Source organism: Mucilaginibacter sp. A3364 (assembly GCF_059690715.1).
On sequence record NZ_JCAWED010000001.1, the window covers coordinates 1,824,594 to 1,841,856 of the forward strand.

15 protein-coding genes and 1 riboswitch are annotated in these 17,263 nt (G+C 43.4%); of the genes, 10 read left to right on the forward strand and 5 right to left on the reverse strand.

Annotated elements, in window-relative coordinates; genetic code table 11:
* The first annotated feature begins 153 nt into the window (after positions 1-153).
* From thrS to AC59JT_RS08235, 6 genes are all read left to right on the forward strand, one after another.
* Entirely contained in the window at positions 154-2,079 is a 1,926-nt protein-coding gene (thrS, locus tag AC59JT_RS08210; protein WP_497397635.1) for a threonine--tRNA ligase, read from the forward strand.
* Positions 2,080-2,082: 3 nt separating this feature from the next.
* Entirely contained in the window at positions 2,083-2,649 is a 567-nt protein-coding gene (gene infC, locus AC59JT_RS08215; protein WP_497397637.1) for a translation initiation factor IF-3, read from the forward strand.
* 94 nt (positions 2,650-2,743) lie between these two features.
* Positions 2,744-2,944, forward strand: coding sequence for a 50S ribosomal protein L35 (gene rpmI / locus AC59JT_RS08220; protein ID WP_497397639.1), 201 nt, complete (start codon positions 2,744-2,746; stop codon positions 2,942-2,944).
* A gap of 75 nt (positions 2,945-3,019) precedes the next feature.
* Positions 3,020-3,364: a 50S ribosomal protein L20 gene (gene rplT, locus AC59JT_RS08225; RefSeq protein WP_497397641.1), complete on the forward strand. Its 345-nt coding sequence runs from the start codon at positions 3,020-3,022 to the stop codon at positions 3,362-3,364.
* Positions 3,365-3,496: 132 nt separating this feature from the next.
* On the forward strand, positions 3,497-6,538 hold the full coding sequence (locus AC59JT_RS08230; RefSeq protein WP_497397643.1) for an amidohydrolase family protein: 3,042 nt from the start codon (positions 3,497-3,499) through the stop codon (positions 6,536-6,538).
* Between the two features lie 13 nt (positions 6,539-6,551).
* Complete coding sequence (locus AC59JT_RS08235; protein WP_497397645.1) at positions 6,552-7,853, forward strand: amidohydrolase family protein; 1,302 nt, start codon at positions 6,552-6,554, stop codon at positions 7,851-7,853.
* Between the two features lie 62 nt (positions 7,854-7,915).
* On the opposite strand, the gene AC59JT_RS08240 is transcribed toward AC59JT_RS08235, so the two are convergent.
* On the reverse strand, positions 7,916-8,674 hold the full coding sequence (locus AC59JT_RS08240; RefSeq protein ID WP_497397647.1) for an SRPBCC family protein: 759 nt from the start codon (positions 8,672-8,674) through the stop codon (positions 7,916-7,918).
* Positions 8,675-8,780: 106 nt separating this feature from the next.
* A riboswitch (cobalamin riboswitch) is annotated at positions 8,781-8,990 on the forward strand.
* 106 nt (positions 8,991-9,096) lie between these two features.
* On the opposite strand from AC59JT_RS08240, the gene AC59JT_RS08245 reads away from it, so the two are divergent.
* The 4 genes from AC59JT_RS08245 (at position 9,097) to AC59JT_RS08260 (ending at position 13,578) form a co-directional block, all read left to right on the forward strand.
* Positions 9,097-11,112, forward strand: coding sequence for a TonB-dependent receptor plug domain-containing protein (locus AC59JT_RS08245; RefSeq protein ID WP_497397649.1), 2,016 nt, complete (start codon positions 9,097-9,099; stop codon positions 11,110-11,112).
* Between the two features lie 10 nt (positions 11,113-11,122).
* Complete coding sequence (locus AC59JT_RS08250) at positions 11,123-12,205, forward strand: YncE family protein (RefSeq protein ID WP_497397651.1); 1,083 nt, start codon at positions 11,123-11,125, stop codon at positions 12,203-12,205.
* A 52-nt stretch (positions 12,206-12,257) separates the two neighbouring features.
* Entirely contained in the window at positions 12,258-12,836 is a 579-nt protein-coding gene (locus AC59JT_RS08255) for a DUF6580 family putative transport protein (protein WP_497397653.1), read from the forward strand.
* Positions 12,837-12,897: 61 nt separating this feature from the next.
* A complete protein-coding gene (locus tag AC59JT_RS08260; RefSeq protein WP_497397655.1) occupies positions 12,898-13,578 on the forward strand; it encodes an SIR2 family NAD-dependent protein deacylase in 681 nt (226 codons plus the stop codon).
* Between the two features lie 3 nt (positions 13,579-13,581).
* Here the strand turns inward: AC59JT_RS08260 and AC59JT_RS08265 are convergent, their stop codons facing one another.
* The 4 genes from AC59JT_RS08265 to AC59JT_RS08280 all read right to left on the reverse strand — a co-directional run bounded on the left by AC59JT_RS08265 (position 13,582) and on the right by AC59JT_RS08280 (position 17,255).
* Complete coding sequence (locus tag AC59JT_RS08265; protein WP_497397657.1) at positions 13,582-14,751, reverse strand: PQQ-dependent sugar dehydrogenase; 1,170 nt, start codon at positions 14,749-14,751, stop codon at positions 13,582-13,584.
* Positions 14,752-14,811: 60 nt separating this feature from the next.
* On the reverse strand, positions 14,812-16,059 hold the full coding sequence (locus AC59JT_RS08270; RefSeq protein ID WP_497397659.1) for a PQQ-dependent sugar dehydrogenase: 1,248 nt from the start codon (positions 16,057-16,059) through the stop codon (positions 14,812-14,814).
* Between the two features lie 240 nt (positions 16,060-16,299).
* Entirely contained in the window at positions 16,300-16,548 is a 249-nt protein-coding gene (locus tag AC59JT_RS08275; protein ID WP_497397661.1) for a hypothetical protein, read from the reverse strand.
* Positions 16,545-17,255 carry a DUF3291 domain-containing protein gene (locus tag AC59JT_RS08280; RefSeq protein WP_497397663.1) on the reverse strand — a complete coding sequence of 237 codons (711 nt, stop codon included), beginning with the start codon at positions 17,253-17,255 and terminating at the stop codon, positions 16,545-16,547. The genes AC59JT_RS08275 and AC59JT_RS08280 overlap by 4 nt, the downstream gene beginning before the upstream one ends.
* Between the last annotated feature and the right edge of the window lie 8 nt (positions 17,256-17,263).

The following is a 17,263-nucleotide window of genomic DNA, read 5'->3' on the forward strand; positions in this document are numbered from 1 at the left end:
TTAAGCTACGGCTTCAAAATAAATTCTATTTTTGCTTCACAAATAAGATCGCGTTAGTAGGCGATCGACTAAAAAAAATAATTTTAAAAACCGGCTTCAATGAAGTCTTTCTCTTTTGGAAAGGATCGATTTGAAGTCAAATCATGTTTGTAGATGATCAATATTACACTACCCGATGGGTCTGTGCGTCAGTACGACGCAGGGATCACTGCCATGCAGATAGCCTTGTCTATCTCCGAAGGTTTAGCCCGTAACGTATTAGCCGCCGAAGTTAACGGCGAAGTTTGGGACGCAAGCCGCGCTATTGAAAAAGATTCTTCCGTAAAATTGCTAACCTGGAACGATGTTCAGGGTAAATCAACTTTCTGGCATTCATCGGCCCACTTAATGGCCGAAGCCTTGGAAGCTTTGTACCCGGGCACTAAGTTCGGTATCGGCCCCGCTATCGAAACCGGTTTTTATTACGATGTTGACTTTGGCGACAAAGTGCTGTCATCAGAAGAATTCAAGAAAATTGAAGACAAAATAATTGAGCTGGCTAAAACCAAGGAAGAGTATGTACGCAAGCCTATCAGCAAAGATGAAGCTATTGCTTACTTTACCGAAAAAGGCGATGAGTATAAACTGGACTTATTGAAAGATTTGCCTGATGGCGCGATTACTTTTTACAGCCAGGGTAACTTTACCGACCTTTGCCGCGGCCCGCATATACCTAATACAGGTTTTATAAAAGCTGTTAAGCTGATGAGCCTTGCCGGTGCTTACTGGCGCGGTGATGAAACACGTAAACAGTTAACCCGTATTTATGCGGTAACTTTCCCTAAGGCAAGCGAACTTACTGAGTACCTGCACATACTGGAAGAAGCAAAAAAACGTGATCACCGTAAGTTGGGTAAAGAACTGGAGTTATTTGCTTTCTCAGAAAAAGTGGGCATGGGCTTACCATTGTGGTTGCCTAAGGGCACTGCTTTGCGCGAGCGTTTGGCCAACTTCCTGCAAAAAGCCCAGGTTAAAGCCGGTTACGAGCAGGTAATTACACCGCATATCGGCCATAAAAACCTGTATGTAACTTCGGGTCACTATGAAAAATATGGTGCCGATTCATTTCAGCCAATAAAAACCCCGCAGGAGGGAGAGGAGTTCTTCCTGAAACCGATGAACTGCCCGCACCACTGCGAGATCTATAAAACCAAACCACGTTCGTACAAAGATCTTCCGGTTCGTTTGGCCGAGTTTGGTACCGTATACCGTTACGAGCAAAGCGGCGAGTTGCACGGCTTAACCCGTGTACGTGGCTTTACTCAGGATGACGCTCACTTATTCTGTCGCCCCGACCAGGTGAAGGAAGAGTTTATGAAGGTGATTGACCTGGTATTATACGTATTTAAAGCTTTAGGTTTTGAAAACTATACTGCACAGGTATCGCTTCGCGACCCTGAAAACAAAGCCAAATACATTGGTACCGACGAAAACTGGCACCTGGCCGAATCAGCGATTATTGAGGCTGCCGAAGAGAAAGGTTTAAAAACTGTGGTAGAGTTAGGCGAAGCGGCATTTTATGGCCCTAAGTTGGACTTTATGGTAAAAGATGCCCTTGGCCGTAAATGGCAACTGGGTACCATACAGGTTGACTATAACCTACCCGAACGTTTTGAACTGGAATACACAGGCAGTGATAACATGAAGCATCGCCCGGTAATGATTCACCGTGCACCGTTTGGTTCGTTAGAGCGTTTTGTGGCAGTACTAATTGAGCATTGCGCCGGTAATTTCCCGCTGTGGTTATCGCCCGAGCAATTTATTATTCTTCCTATCTCAGAAAAATATGAAGAATATGCAAAAAAACTTTCAGATGAGTTAAAAGATTCCGATATTTGCGGGCTAATTGACTTTAGGGATGAAAAAATCGGACGAAAAATCCGTGATGCCGAAGTTAAAAAGATCCCATATATGCTGATTGTGGGCGAAAAAGAGGCCGAACAAGGTGAGGTTTCTGTTCGTAAACATGGCGAAGGCGATTTGGGAAGCATGACGATAGAAGAATTTAAAAAACAAATAATTAAAGAAATAACTGTATAACACTTGGCATTAAACAGACCCTTTAACAGAGGACCAAGACCTCCTTTCAAGAAAAAAGAGGCAGAACACAACATCAATCAATTTATCAGGGCTACAGAAGTACGTTTAGTAGGCGACAATGTAGAACAGGGTGTTTATTCCCTACGTGACGCTTTGGCCATGGCCGAAGAACAAGAGCTGGATTTGGTTGAGATATCTCCAAACGCTGTACCGCCTGTTTGTAAAATAACTGATTACAACAAGTTTATTTACGAGCAGAAGAAAAAGCTGAAAGAGATCAAGAGTAACGCTAAGCAAACGGTTATTAAAGAAATTCGTTTCGGACCGAACACTGATGATCATGACTTTGACTTTAAATTAAAGCATGCCACCAAGTTTTTAGAAGCCGGCGAAAAAGTAAGAGCCTACGTACACTTTAAAGGTAGAGCGATAGTTTACAAAGAGCAGGGCGAGATATTGCTGCTGCGTTTTGCACAATCGTTAGAAGAAGTGGGCAAAGTAGAGCAATTACCAAAGCTGGAAGGTAAACGGATGTTTTTAACCGTAGCGCCAAAAGCGGCTAAAAAATAATTTTAATGTGCAGATGCGTGGATATGCAGATGTGCAAATAAATAAAAATAAAGCGTTGAGAAACGCCTATAACTAACACAAATAAATAACGGATATGCCAAAAATGAAAACCAATTCCAGTGCTAAAAAGCGTTTTAAGCTTACTGGAACCGGTAAAATTGCAAGAAAAAACGCATACAAAAGCCACATCTTAACCAAGATGTCAACAAAACGTAAGCGTAACCTATCACACACCAGCCTAGTTTCTGATGGTGACATGGGTAACGTAAAACGTATGCTTTGTATCGGAAAGTAATTAATTAATTTTTAACCAGGTATTAGAGTATTAAAGTTTCCATGACGGAACACTCACTACCAAAAAGACAAAAAAATGCCACGTTCAGTAAATGCCGTAGCGTCGAGAAGACGTAGAAAAAGGATCATGAACCTCGCCAAAGGTTATTGGGGTTCACGCAGCAAGGTTTACACTATTGCTAAAAACACAGTTGAAAAAGGTTTACAATACGCTTACCGCGATAGAAAAACCAAGAAAAGAGAATTCAGAGCTTTATGGATCCAACGTATTAACGCTGGTGCCCGTCAACATGGTTTATCTTACTCGGTTTTAATGGGTAAATTAAATGCAAAAAGCATTGGTTTAAATCGTAAAGTATTAGCTGATCTAGCTATGAACAACCCGGATGCTTTTAAAGCAGTGGTTGACGCAGTAAAATAAGCGTATTACCAATAATATTGAAAAAAGACCCGCCTGGTGCGGGTCTTTTTTTGCGTAATATTTTTGTTTACAGCTAAAAACATCATGTTTTACAATTATATTCGGTGATTAACTGAATTACAATTAAAAAACATGAAGAAACTTTTACTATTCAGTTTCGCTGCGCTTGTTTTTACCTCCGTAAAGGCACAGGAAACTTACCCGGTAAATGGTGTTCAGGATATCCGCCCCGGATTGTACGCCTTTACCAACGCTACCATTGTAGCAAGCCCCACACAAACCATAACTAACGGCACCTTATTGGTGAAGGACAGGCTTATAGAAGCCGTCGGCTCGACCTTAAGTATACCTAAAGGTTATGTAGTTGTTGATTTAAAAGGTAAATACATTTATCCGGGATTGATTGACGCTTACACCACCTATGGTGTGCCTGATGCGCCACGCCAGGTTATTTCAGGCTTTAACCGTACGCCTGTACCGGTAAGCACCAAACCCGGCGCTTACGGCTGGAATGAAGCCATAAAACCGGAGATGAACGTGAAAAGCATTTTTCATGTTAATACTGCCCAGGCTGATGCTTACAAACGTAATGGCTTTACTGCAGTACAATCATTAATACATGATGGTATCGCGCGCGGCACCTCGCTGGTAGCTACGTTAGGCGATGATCGTGACAACCTGGTAATCTTAAATGATGACGCGGCTGCACATTATTCATTCAGCAAAGGTACAGCGCAAACAAATTATCCTTCGGCTTTGATGGGTACTATAGCTTTGCTACGCCAAACCTACCTGGATGCTGCCTGGTACAAATCGCAAAAAAAAGAATATAATATTTCATTAACGGAGTTTAACCGCACGCAGGCGCTGCCGCAGATATTCGAAGTATCTGACGCATTCGCTGTATTGCGTGCTGATAAAATTGCCAAAGAATTTGGCAAGCAATACATTTACAAAACAGACGGACAGGAATATCGCCGCATTGACGCCATGAAAGCTACCAACAGCAGCTTTATTATTCCGCTGGTATTCCCAACGGCTTTTGATGTGGAAGATCCGTTGCAAGCCCGCAAAGTAAGCTACCAGCAAATGAAAGATTGGGAGCTGGCGCCGAAAAACGCCGCGATGTTAGAGAAAGCCGGCATCCGCTTCGCGATAACCTCATACGGATTAGCCAACACACGCGATTTCTGGACAAACCTGCGTACAGCAATTGATAACGGCCTTACAGAAACACAAGCCTTAAAAGCGTTGACTGAAACACCCGCGCAAATGTTAGGCGTAGCCGACCAGGTTGGTACAATAGCCAAAGGCAAACAAGCTAACTTTATTATCACCTCAACAGGCTTGTTTAAAAAAGATAATGTGATCTATGAAAACTGGATACAGGGTAAGCAAACCATTGTTAGCCGTTTTGATGCTACGACTATCGCAGGTAACTACAATTTATCGGGCGATGGTTTAAATGGTATCACGCTACGTATTACCGGCACGCCGGGTTCATACCAACTAAATGTACAACGTACAGGTGCTGATAGCGTCCGCACCCCGGGTACCATTACCCGCAGCGGCGATATGGTTAGTTTATATTTTGACTTGAAGAATAAACCGGCGGGTACCATCCGTTTAAACGGTTACATATCAGGCTACACATCACCTATTACTTTAAGTGGGAGCGCGGTGATGCCGGATGGTACAACCAGTAACTGGACAGCCGCCTACACCGGCGCTGCGCCTGCAACACCTAATCGCGAAACACCAAAACCAACTTTAACCGCCGGACCGGTTATCTATCCATTCGGCCCGTACGGTAATGAGGTTTTACCTGTGGCAGAAAGTACCTTGTTCAAAAACGCCACCATCTGGACGAATGAGAAAGACGGTATCCTTAAAAATGCAGATATATTAATTGAAAACGGCAAGATCAAAGCAGTAGGCAAAAACCTGGCAGCAGGCAGCGCTAAAGTTATCGACGCTACCGGTAAGCACATTACTACGGGTATTGTTGATGAGCATTCGCACATTGCTATATCTGCCGGTATCAATGAAGGTACGCAGTCGGTAACTTCTGAAGTGAGAATAGGAGATATCCTTGATCCTGAAGATATAAACCTGTACAGGCAATTGGCTGGCGGCGTTACAGTTTCGCAAATTTTGCATGGTTCTGCTAACTCTATCGGCGGACAATCGGCCTTGATCAAACATCGCTGGGGGGTATTGCCTGAGCAATTGAAGATTGACGGCGCTGATGGTTTCATCAAATTTGCCTTGGGCGAAAACGTAAAACAGAGCAACCGCAATGTAACGCCGGGACCTAATACCCGTTTCCCGCAAACCCGCATGGGGGTTGAGCAGGTTTTTGTTGATGCTTTCACCCGTGCTAAAGAATACAAAGCCGCTCTTGCCGTAAAAGGCAATAACGTGCGCCGCGACCTGGAACTGGATGCTTTGGTTGAGATATTAGATAATAAGCGTTTCATCACCTGCCATTCATACGTTCAATCAGAACTAAACATGATGATGCACGTGGCCGACTCTATGGGTTTTAGGGTAAACACCTTCACCCACGTGTTGGAAGGCTATAAAGTGGCTGATAAACTAAAAGCCCGTGGTATTGCCGCTTCAACCTTCTCGGACTGGTGGGCCTATAAAATGGAAGTAGGCGAAGCTATCCCATACAATGGTAAGTTGATGAATGATGAAGGCGTACTAACCGGCTTTAATTCGGATGATGAGGAAATGGCTCGTCGCCTTAACCAGGAGGCCGGTAAAGCGGTCGCCTATGGTGGTATGAGCGAGGAAGATGCTTTGAAATTGGTTACGCTGAACCCAGCTAAAATGCTGCATTTGGATAACAAGATTGGTAGTTTAAAGGTTGGCAAAGATGCTGATATCGTATTATGGTCAGCCAATCCATTGTCAGTATATGCAGTGGCCGAAAAAACTTATGTTGATGGTATTCCATACTGGGATCTGGCGAAAGATGCAGCTAATCAAAAAGCTTTAAAAGCTGATGAAGGCCGCCTTATCCAGAAAATGATAGAAGCTAAAGGCAGGGGAGCGGTAACGCAACGTGCTACAGGTGCCCCACGCCGCCCAACTTACACTTGCGATACCATGGAAGAAGGTGCCTATGTAGTGGCTGACGATTACAACGGAATGTTAAAACACTAACGATCAACAAACAATGAAAAAGATATTATTATTCTGCGGATCGTTACTGAGTACGATCCTTACTTACGGGCAAGCTAACATAGCTCCCGCTAAGCCACAATCAAACATAATTAGCATAAGCGGTGCCACTATACACGTGGGCAACGGGCAGGTGATTAATAACGGTTATATCACATTTAATAAAGGAAAAATAACCGCAGTAGGCGAAGGTAATGCACCTGCAGGCGGTGATGTGATCAGTGCAGCCGGCAAACATGTTTATCCCGGCTTTATTTGCCCAATGACTACCTTGGGGCTTGTTGAAGTTGAAGGCGGTGCACAAGGTACAGTAGATGATACAGAGACAGGCGATATTAATCCGAATGTGCGTTCGATAGTGGCTTATAACACCGATTCAAAAGTTATACCTACTGTACGTTCAAACGGTATTTTATTGGCGCAGCCGACGCCTAATGGTGGTATTATTTCGGGCCAGTCGTCAGTAGTACAACTGGATGCCTGGAACTGGGAGGATGCGGCTTACAAAACCGATATGGGTATCCACCTTAACTGGCCGGTTAGCCGTGGCGGTGGCAGGCGGGGTGGTTTCGGTGGTGCCGTTGCATCTACAGAATCACCGGATGAGGCTAAATTAAAAGCCTTGGATGTTATAAACAACTTGTTTACCGAAGCTAAAGCTTATGCAGAAACCAAACCGTCGGTTAAGAACCTGAAGTTTGATGCGATGAAGGGCCTGTTCAACGGTACCAAAAAACTATTCATCATAGCCGATGGCGCACGCGAGATCGTTGAGGCGGTAACCTTCGCCAAAAAAATGGGCGTTGATGCGGTGATTGTAGGCGGGAACGAATCGTATCTGGTTACGTCAGTTTTAAAGCAAAATAACATCCCGGTCATTATCCGCGAAACACAGGCATTGCCATCGCGCGATGAGGATGATGTGTATTTGCCTTACAAATTGCCAAAAATACTACAGGATGCAGGAGTATTGTATGGACTTACCGGTACAGGTTTCTGGCGCCAGCGTAATTTGCCGTTCGAAGCAGGCCAGGCCGTAGGGCATGGTTTAACAAAGGAGCAGGCTTTAAGTATGATCACTATAAACAACGCCAAAATTTTAGGTATTGATAAAACCACCGGAACTTTGGAAGTTGGCAAAGACGCCAACTTGTTTATCTCAACCGGCGATGCTTTAGACGCTATCAGTATTAAAGTAGAGAAAGCCTTTATCCAAGGTCGTGATATCAACCTGGATAACCTGCATAAGCAATTGTACAAACGCTATGCGGATAAATACGGTAAAAAGGTAAACTAAGCTTTGATTATAAAACAGAGAAACCCGCTAAAATGCGGGTTTCTCTGTTTATATGCGTCGATTTAATGCGTTACCGCTGCTTTATGATGCGCTTTGCCATTTTTATGAATTGGCTTTATCGCATCATCAATATCCATGTATTGTTTAAAGTTACGCACGTCGGCATCAACCATGTTTTTAAATACAGGATTTAAAATACCGGCCACGCTGGCACCTAATCCCCCTGCCGGTGGGCGATAGGTTATTACCACGTCAATCAGGGTTCCTTTGCCATCTGCCGTATCTCTAAAGAACACTTTACCGGCATTATCAATGATAGAGTCGGGTAATGAGCTCCAGCCAATTACTTCACCGGGCTTATCTTTTACGATCTCGGCATCCCAGCTTACGTTAATGCCACTTGGCAGGCGCGCCACCCAGTGCGATCGTGTTTCGTCTATCAATTCAACATACTCCAGGTGATTCATAAACAGGGGCAGATTATCCAGCTTCCGCCAGAAATTATATACCTCTTTACGCGGTTTGCTTACCGCAAATGCTGATTGGATGACCACGTCAACCGGTTCCTGCGTGTTTTTACCAAACTTATCATACAAAGCACAATGGCCGGATATACCACGATTAACCAGGTAACTACCCGCACCCAGTTTTAATATACTGCTAAACGGGCTTTTAAACAATCCTTTTAAACCCGAAAAGGTAAGTTTAACACCTGCAGCTATTGAAATGTAACGCTCGGGCCAATTAATGTTAATCGGTTCGGTTTTGACCGGTGCAAGGGTATATGAGTTTACAGGTTTTAATGATCTTGTAGTAGCCATAATTATGTTTTTAGGTAGATATGTAATTCTAACACGTTATCTATCACAAACTTTGCCAAAATCATATTGCGCTGAACTTTAGCATGCGTAATACAAATACTTATTGTACTTTTGCCTCGCTTTAGGTTTTTTAAGCCCGATACATGTGGTTTAAAAATTAAAAGGGAATACAGTGTAATTCTGTAACTGTCCCGCAGCTGTAAGCTCCTATATCAACTTCTGTCCATTCAAATGGTCACTACTCTTATAAAAACGGGTGGGAAGGCCGGGCAAAAGGGGAGTAAGTCAGAAGACCTGCCAAGGCAAATATTAATTCACAGCTTTCGGGGATTGAAGCTTGAATGTGAAATACTCTTTTACTATCAAATAGGCGTGTTTTCATTCCAATGCTATCCTTGTATGCTGTAAGTTTTGCTTGCATCATGAAAAAAAGGTTATGGTATATTTTAAATTTATCGCGGCTAATGCCGGGATGTGTTTTTGTATGCTGGTTGTCGCCTTTACACTCATCGGCACAAACAGATACTACCAAAAAACTCAACGAGGTTACCATAGCATCGGCCCGTTCGGCATTTATAAAAACCATTACACCTTCTCAGCAAATTACCGTTTCAGATTTTAGCCGCTACAACGCCTTTAACGTGGCCGATGCTATCAGGAACTTCGCCGGCGTTAATATTAAAGATTATGGTGGCATAGGTGGTTTAAAAACCGTTTCAGTAAGAGGATTAGGCGCCAACCATGTGGCTGTGCTATTTGACGGCGTACAAATTAACGATGCCGAGAACGGCCAGGTTGACCTGGGTAAACTTAACCTAAACAACGTGCAGCAAATTGCCCTGTATAACGGCCAGGTACCTGATATTTTGCAACCGGCACGTTCGTTCGCGGCAGCAAGTGTATTATCTATACAAAGCATTAAGCCAAACTTAACGGTAGCTAAGCCTTACCAAATAACGGCAGGTATCAAAACCGGTTCATTCGGACTTATAAATCCCTCTGTACAATGGCAGCAAAGGCTAAAAGGTAATTTGTCATTTATTATTAACGGCTATACGCAAAACGCTCACGGGCGATACAATTACCTGATAAACGATGGCGCTAAAGATATTGAGCAAACCCGTAACGGTGCCGACATTAAAGCGCAACAAATAGACGCGGCGCTGTATTGGGGTAAAAACGATAGCAGCAAGTTTAACCTGCGCATAAACTACTATAATTCGGACAGGGGCATACCGGGCGCGGTAATATTATTTGCCGAACCGCCTTTTGGGCAGCGTTTATGGAATAAAGATATCTTCGCGCAGGCGGGATATAAGCGATTGTGGCGTTCGGGCCTGAGTTTGTTGGTGAATAGTAAATTTGCCAAAAGCAACCTGCATTACCTCGATCCGCAGTTTCCGAATACCAAGGGATATCTCGACCAGAATTTCTCGCAGCGCGAATTTTACCAGTCGGCAGCTTTGGCTTACTGTATTTTAGCTAATTGGGAGGTATCTTACTCGGCAGATGTGGTGGTGAATAACATGCGTTCTGATCTGCCTAATTTTAAGTATCCAACCAGAGTCACCCTGCTTAATGCAATAGCCACTAATCTTAACCTGGGTAAAACTACCCTACAGGCCAGTGTATTAAATACCAACTTAAACGAAAGCGTAGCCTCTGGCAAAACCATACCACATATCAATGTATTTACGCCTACGGTTATGGCAAGTGTTGGCCCCTGGGATAATGCCGGTGTGCAGTTGCGTGCTTTTTATAAATACATATTCAGGGTACCTACATTTAATGAGCTATATTATGGCTTTATAATAAATACAAATTTAAAACCCGAGTATACACATCAGTATGATGTCGGCATCACCTATAATAAAAACCTACAAGGTGTATTGCAATACATCACTTTAACTGCAGATGCTTACTATAATAAGGTGACCAATAAAATTGTGTACACGCCTAATTTATACAACGGCTCTATCCAAAATTTTGGCAACGTTGATATTACCGGGCTTGACGTGGGTTTGAAAACAGAAGCTAAGTTAGGCCGCGGTTACAACGCCCTCCTGGCTGCTACTTACTCGTATCAAAAAGCTGTAAATGTTACCGATCCTACAGCGTCTATTTATCTTAATCAACTGCCCTATATTCCCAAAAATACTGTTACGGCCAATATCGGTGTAAGCAAAGCAGGATGGGGGCTATATTATAACCAGTTCCTGTCGTCATTAAGATATTATACTAATAACAACCTGCCGGCAGATGCGATACCGGCTTATGCTATCAGCGATATCTCTGCCGTATATAAAGGGCTGTTTAATAAATGTCCAATAGTTTTATCAGCCGAAGCAAATAACCTTTTCAATAAAAACTATTCGGTTGTTCAAAGCTATCCAATGCCGGGTAGGTCATTTCGTATTTCATTTCAAATAACTATATAAAACAAATATCATGAAACAATTTCAACTCAGATTTTTAACTATCGCATTAGCTGCAGTAACCGTCCTGGCTTCATGTGGCAAGGATAAAGTAGACCCAACGCCTGATACACCCGGTGCTCAACGCGCAGGTGTTTACATCGTTAACCAGGGCAATATCGGCAAAAACAACAGCACACTTACTTATTACGATTACACTGCCAAAACTTTAATACCTGATGCCTTTGCAGCTTCAAACACTAACAAACTTGGCGATACCGGTAACGACGTGGGTATTTATGGTACCAAGATGTTTATTGTTGTAAACTACTCGGGCCTGGTGTATGTTACCAATGCAAAAAATGCTAAAGTTGTAAAGCAGTTTACCATTGCGCAACCAAGGTACGTGGTATTTTCAGGCGGTCGTGCTTTTGTTGATTCGTATAACGGAACAGTATCTGTTATTGACACTGCCACTTTAACTATTACCAAAACCATTAATGTTGGCCGTAGCCCCGAGCAGATGGCCGTATCAAACGGTAAACTTTACGTAGCCAATTCAGGCGGTTTAGATTATCCAAACTTTGATAAAACGGTATCGGTTATAGATCTGACCACTTTAACCGAAATAAAAAAGATCACAGTTACTGTAAATCCTATCACCATGGTAGCCGATAGATACAATAACGTGTATGTATTATCAGCCGGCAATTACGGTGGCACCAACCCTGTAACCGATCCGGCTGTTAGCGGCGGTGTAACCGTAATTAATGCAACTACCGATGTTGTAAAATCACAACAAAGCCTGAGTTTTGGTTATAACATACCAATTGCAGCGCAAGGCGATTTTTACTACTACCCAACTGCCGATAATAAAATAGCAATGGTTAATGCCAAAAGCCAAACATTGGAGCGTGCTAATTTTATTACTGACGGTACCGAGATCAAAGCACCTTATGCCATTACCCTGGATAATATTACAGGTGAAGTATTTATTGCTGACGCGAAAGACTATAACTCAAACGGTGTTATTTACGCGTTTGATAAAACAGGCAAAAAGCAGTACACTATCGAAACCGGCATTAGCCCGGGCCGCATAGCACTGTTAGACAAATAGTGTATTTTGATTAACAGGATAAATAAGTAATTTTACAGCAACTAAAAATACTATGGCATTACAAAAAACAAATGCACGCACGCTGGTGCTAATAACTTTAATTGTTGCGGCTACCGCGATGCGTTTGGCTAGTTTGCAATTTCCTTTCCTGAGCAATTTCACACCTGTTGGCGCTGTTGCCATGTTTGGTGGTGTTTATTTTACCGATAAATGGAAAGCTTACCTTACTGTGCTATTAACGTTTTTTGTGAGCGATGTGATCATTAACCATTCCTACAGCGGCCAATGGTCGTTATGGAGTAGCTACACTTTTTGGAATTGCGTATGTTTCTCTATCGTAGTATTTATAGGTTCGCTTATTAAAAAGATAAACGTGGGCACGGGCCTGGTAATATTGTTTGCGCCTGTTATAGTGCATTGGTTAGTAATGGACCTGCCTTGGATAAGCGATGCTAACGGGTTATATCCGCATACTTTAGCAGGATATGGTGCTGCTTTAATAGCTGCTATTCCGTTTGAGCAGAATATGTTGTTAGGCGATGCTGTTTTTGGCGCGATACTATTTGGCGCTTTTGAACTGGCTAAAACCAAATATGCTGTTTTACGCCCAAACCGCGAACTGGCACTTTAAGTAAAGTACTTGATAATTTACAAAGCGACCGGCATTAAAACCGGTCGCTTTTTTTATGCTAATGAAAAATATTGTAGTATTAACGGGCGCCGGCATTAGCGCCGAAAGCGGTTTGCGAACCTTTAGAGACAGCGACGGCTTATGGGAAGGTTATGACATTCATGATGTGGCCACGCCACAGGCTTGGAGCAAAGACCCCGAACTGGTACAACGCTTTTATAACATGCGCCGAAGGGATGTGTTGGAGGCAAGGCCCAACGCCGCACACATCGCGCTAGCAAAACTGGAAAGCAAATACAAAGTGACTATCATTACCCAGAATATCGACGACCTGCACGAGCGGGGAGGATCGACCGATGTTGTGCATCTGCATGGCATTATTACACGTTCGCAATCAAGCATCAATCCGGCTTTAACTTATCCTGTTGATGGATGGGAAATTAAAATGGGAGAGCTGTGCGAGTTGGGTTCGCAATTACGCGCCCATGTGGTTTGGTTTGGAGAGGATGTGCCGATGATAGAAACTGCTATCGAAATATGCCGCGAGGCGGATATTTTTATACTCGTAGGCTCATCATTGGCCGTTTACCCAGCTGCGGGACTGGTAAATTATCTGCCACGCAATATCAAAAAATACATCATCGACCCCAAAATACCGGCCGTAGATCCGCGAATGATCAAAATAGAAAAGAAAGCCAGCGAAGGCGTGCCCGAACTGGTGAATCAGTTATTGAGCGAATAACGCTTAAGATTTAACCATTTTATAAATAGTGCCATTCGGTTTATCGGCGGCGGCCTGATCAACGGTTATTAAGTATAACTCACCGGCTTTATCCTCGCCCCAACTTATTATGCGCAGGTTTTCGGGATAGTTTTGCAGGCTTACTTTGCCGCGCTGCCATTCGTTTTGTTTTTTTTCAATGTAATAAACAGGGCCTGTCCAGTCGGCAAAAAAGTATTTTCCTTTTTGGTTGGCGAGTTGTTTGCCATTATAAACATAGCCGGATATGATGCAAATGCCGTTGGTATGATCATATTCGGCAATGGGTTTAATGGTGCCGTTAAAATCGCAATCCTTTTGCGGGTTATAGCAATGTTCGCCTTCGGTCATGCGCCAGCCGTAGTTGCCGCCTTTTTCAATAATGTCTATTTCTTCCCATAAACCTTCGCCTACATCGCAGGTAAATAATTTACCTGTGGCGCGGTCAAAGGTAATACGCCAGGGATTACGCAAGCCGTAAGCCCATATTTCGGGCCTTGCGCCAGTTTTATTCACAAATGGGTTTCCTTTGGGAATAGTATAGGTTGAATCATTATTTACATCTATCCGCAACACTTTACCCAATAAAGCATCCAGGTTTTGGCCGTTGCCGATAGGGCCATGCTTATCGCCGGGGCCGCCACCGTCGCCACAGCTGATATACAGGTAACCATCGGGCCCAAATTTCAGGCAACCGCCGTTATCGCCCATACCGGGAATGTTTAAGCTTAATATTTTTCGGCCGCTATTGGCGTCGATGGTCGAATTATCAGAAGATAAAACATATTCAGCTATAACCATTTGATGATCAAAAGCTGCATCAGTAGTAGGCGCGCTATAGAAAACATACAGTTTACGATTATTGGCAAATTTGGGATGCAATTCGATGCCCAGTAAACCGCGTACGTCGTAACCCGGATTCTTTTTGATCAAACTGCTTAAATCAAGCAATGGCGTTTCTGCTAGTATACCGTTTTTTACCAATCGTACTTTACCACTTTGTTCGGCCACAATAATGTCACCTTGGGCAGTGAATGCCATATCGGTAGGATAAACCAGTCCGGTAACCGTTGTTTGAGTTGCCAGCGTTACCGGCGGTGCAGTTAAACCGTGTGTGATTGGGTTGCGATGGAAAATATAAGAGGGGAGCAGCATTAAGCTAACTCCCCCAAATATAATCGTCAGTAATTTACGATACGGCTTTTTTAACATGCTTTACTTTACGAGTTTATAAATACTACCTGTAGTACTTCCGGCCGGACCGGGGCCACCTTCAGTGTTGGTAAGATAGTAAATTTCGCCGGCCTCATCTTCGGCCCAACCGGTAATTTTAGCGTTCTTAGGGAAATTGTTTACTACCAGCTTGCCACGATTCCATTTGCTGCCGGCTTTTTGCAGGTACCAGATAGGGCCCGTCCAATCGCCAAAAATGTATTTACCTTTTAGGGATGATAGCTGTGAGCCGTTATAAACATAACCGCCCATTACAGATACGCCTTCGCTATGATGATACTCGGTTATAGGCGCGGTAAGGCCGGTAACGCTACATCCGGTGGCCGGATTATGGCAATGGTTGCCTTCAACAACACGCCAACCGTAATTTGCGCCCTTCTGCGCTATGTCTATCTCTTCCCAAAGGTCTTGACCCACTTCACCAATAAAAAGCTGTTTAGAGGCTTTATCCAGCGAAATACGGTATGGATTACGGAAACCATAGCACCATATCTCGGGTTTGGTATCTGCTTTGCCAACAAACGGGTTATCTTTTGGCACAGCATAGCCACCTTCGGTAACGTTTACATCTACACGCAAAACTTTACCCAGCCAGGTATTCATATCCTGTCCGTTGCCAATTTTACCATGATTATCATGCTGACCGCCGCCATCGCCAAAGGTGATGTATAAATAGCCATCGGCACCAAACACAATACCGCCGCCGTCATGATTACCTTCAGGCTTATCTAACGCAAGGATAACGCGTTCGCTGTTAGGGTCGGCAATGTCGCTGTTTTTTTGCATGGTGAATTCCGCCACTACGTCTACGTGATCAACACGTGGGGCAGGGGCCGGTTGGCGCACCGCCGGTTTGCTATAGAAAACGTAAAACTTTCCGTTAGTATGAAACTGTGGGTGTAATATCACGTTCAATAAACCACGCTCTTCGTAACCTGCGTTAATGCGTACGATCTTATCTTTAAGATCAAGCACAACAATATCGGTTAGTTTGCCATTGCGCAGCAAACGTATTTTACCACCTTGCTCGGTAACCCAGGCTGTATTAGGGCCGGGGAAAGCCATTGACGTTGGCGCGTATATACCCGGCGCCACCAACTGCGAATTTACAGTTAACGTAGTCGGGTCGGCATTTTTGGTAAAAGAGGGAAGGGCTACAGAAATGGCAGCTGCAGATAATGAAGCTAACAGCGCATAAGCCAATGATTTGTTACGAATAATATTCTTCATAAAACGTGAAAGGTACTATAATAATTGCTGGGTTAAAGAAGAGCAATTTTACAATTTAAAGTGCGATTTAAATTGGCTGGTGATATAAATTCTACGCAAACGTTCCCATGGTTTGCCTTGTATATAATTACCGCCTGATCTGCTAAAAATACGGCCAAATAATATTTTGTATCGTGATTTTGTAGATTATATATGATTTACAAATTATTATTGTTCAATTACTTATGTAGTTTACTTATACTAGTAGTTATATCTGTAAAATGCCTCCTTATAATCTTTACCCATCTCCACAAAACGAGCAGTAACAGTCTTTAAAAACTCTTCATCCAGTATTTCAAACACGCTGTTGATGCCATCAGTCAGATCCATTTCGGGCACTTTGTAGGTTTGCTCAAGGGTGCCGCGCTCCATTTTTACGATAAACTTTTGATTCATGCTAAATATGGTGATCTTAAACTCGGGGTGCGGTAATTCTGCTACTACTCTCATATATCAGTTTGTTTCAATTTATTATTTAAAGGGTCTTTGCCCTTTAGTGTGCCAAAGGTAGCTATTGGTTTAAACCGCGCGAAAAGTTCTTCGCTATACCAATCCTGCTGGCGGGTTTTTTTGATAACTTCAGCATGTTCGCGCGAGCCGTATGCAAAGGCCTTTACATCTTCCAGACTCTGCCAAATTGAGAACGTTGCCTGACGGTAAAGCGGCGCTTCGCCTATACCGAATGACGTGATGTAACCCTTTGCTGAGGTCATCAGGTTAGCTACACTATCTACATTACTCCAAAAACCTTTTAATTTATTTAGACGGATTGTGGCACGTGTTAAAACTGCTATCGGGCCACTGTAGTCTGTAATATTGGGTGAGCCGAATGGTTCTACGTCATCCCATTTACCGTGGCTTTGCAGCGGCTGGCATAGCATTGTCCAGGTTTCAGTATTAAAAAAATGCCACCATTTGGTTATGAATGATGTTTTTTGAAATTGATCGAAGTCGTCGCAGCTATCCCAAACTGCCAGCAGGCCCCATTGTTGCCAGTCGGGTTTTAAATCGAATGTGCCGTTATGGCCGCTGCCTAATAGTTTATAAAAACTACACTTGTGGTTTAGCCATAGCGGCAGGCGATGCACAGCCATTGCCAATAGCGCAAAAGGCACAAGCAATTTTGGGTAACGCACTATGGTGAGGCTAACGATCATACCGGGCG

Excerpts from the sequence above, each read along its gene's own strand:
- thrS (WP_497397635.1), top strand. The coding sequence starts at position 154 with ATGATCAATATTACACTACCCGATGGGTCTGTGCGTCAGTACGACGCA.
- rpmI (WP_497397639.1), top strand. The coding sequence starts at position 2,744 with ATGCCAAAAATGAAAACCAATTCCAGTGCTAAAAAGCGTTTTAAGCTT.
- rplT (WP_497397641.1), top strand. The coding sequence starts at position 3,020 with ATGCCACGTTCAGTAAATGCCGTAGCGTCGAGAAGACGTAGAAAAAGG.
- AC59JT_RS08230 (WP_497397643.1), top strand. The coding sequence starts at position 3,497 with ATGAAGAAACTTTTACTATTCAGTTTCGCTGCGCTTGTTTTTACCTCC.
- AC59JT_RS08235 (WP_497397645.1), top strand. The coding sequence starts at position 6,552 with ATGAAAAAGATATTATTATTCTGCGGATCGTTACTGAGTACGATCCTT.
- AC59JT_RS08240 (WP_497397647.1), bottom strand. The coding sequence starts at position 8,674 with ATGGCTACTACAAGATCATTAAAACCTGTAAACTCATATACCCTTGCA.
- AC59JT_RS08245 (WP_497397649.1), top strand. The coding sequence starts at position 9,097 with ATGAAAAAAAGGTTATGGTATATTTTAAATTTATCGCGGCTAATGCCG.
- AC59JT_RS08250 (WP_497397651.1), top strand. The coding sequence starts at position 11,123 with ATGAAACAATTTCAACTCAGATTTTTAACTATCGCATTAGCTGCAGTA.
- AC59JT_RS08255 (WP_497397653.1), top strand. The coding sequence starts at position 12,258 with ATGGCATTACAAAAAACAAATGCACGCACGCTGGTGCTAATAACTTTA.
- AC59JT_RS08260 (WP_497397655.1), top strand. The coding sequence starts at position 12,898 with ATGAAAAATATTGTAGTATTAACGGGCGCCGGCATTAGCGCCGAAAGC.
- AC59JT_RS08265 (WP_497397657.1), bottom strand. The coding sequence starts at position 14,751 with ATGCTGCTCCCCTCTTATATTTTCCATCGCAACCCAATCACACACGGT.
- AC59JT_RS08270 (WP_497397659.1), bottom strand. The coding sequence starts at position 16,059 with ATGAAGAATATTATTCGTAACAAATCATTGGCTTATGCGCTGTTAGCT.
- AC59JT_RS08275 (WP_497397661.1), bottom strand. The coding sequence starts at position 16,548 with ATGAGAGTAGTAGCAGAATTACCGCACCCCGAGTTTAAGATCACCATA.
- AC59JT_RS08280 (WP_497397663.1), bottom strand. The coding sequence starts at position 17,255 with ATGATCGTTAGCCTCACCATAGTGCGTTACCCAAAATTGCTTGTGCCT.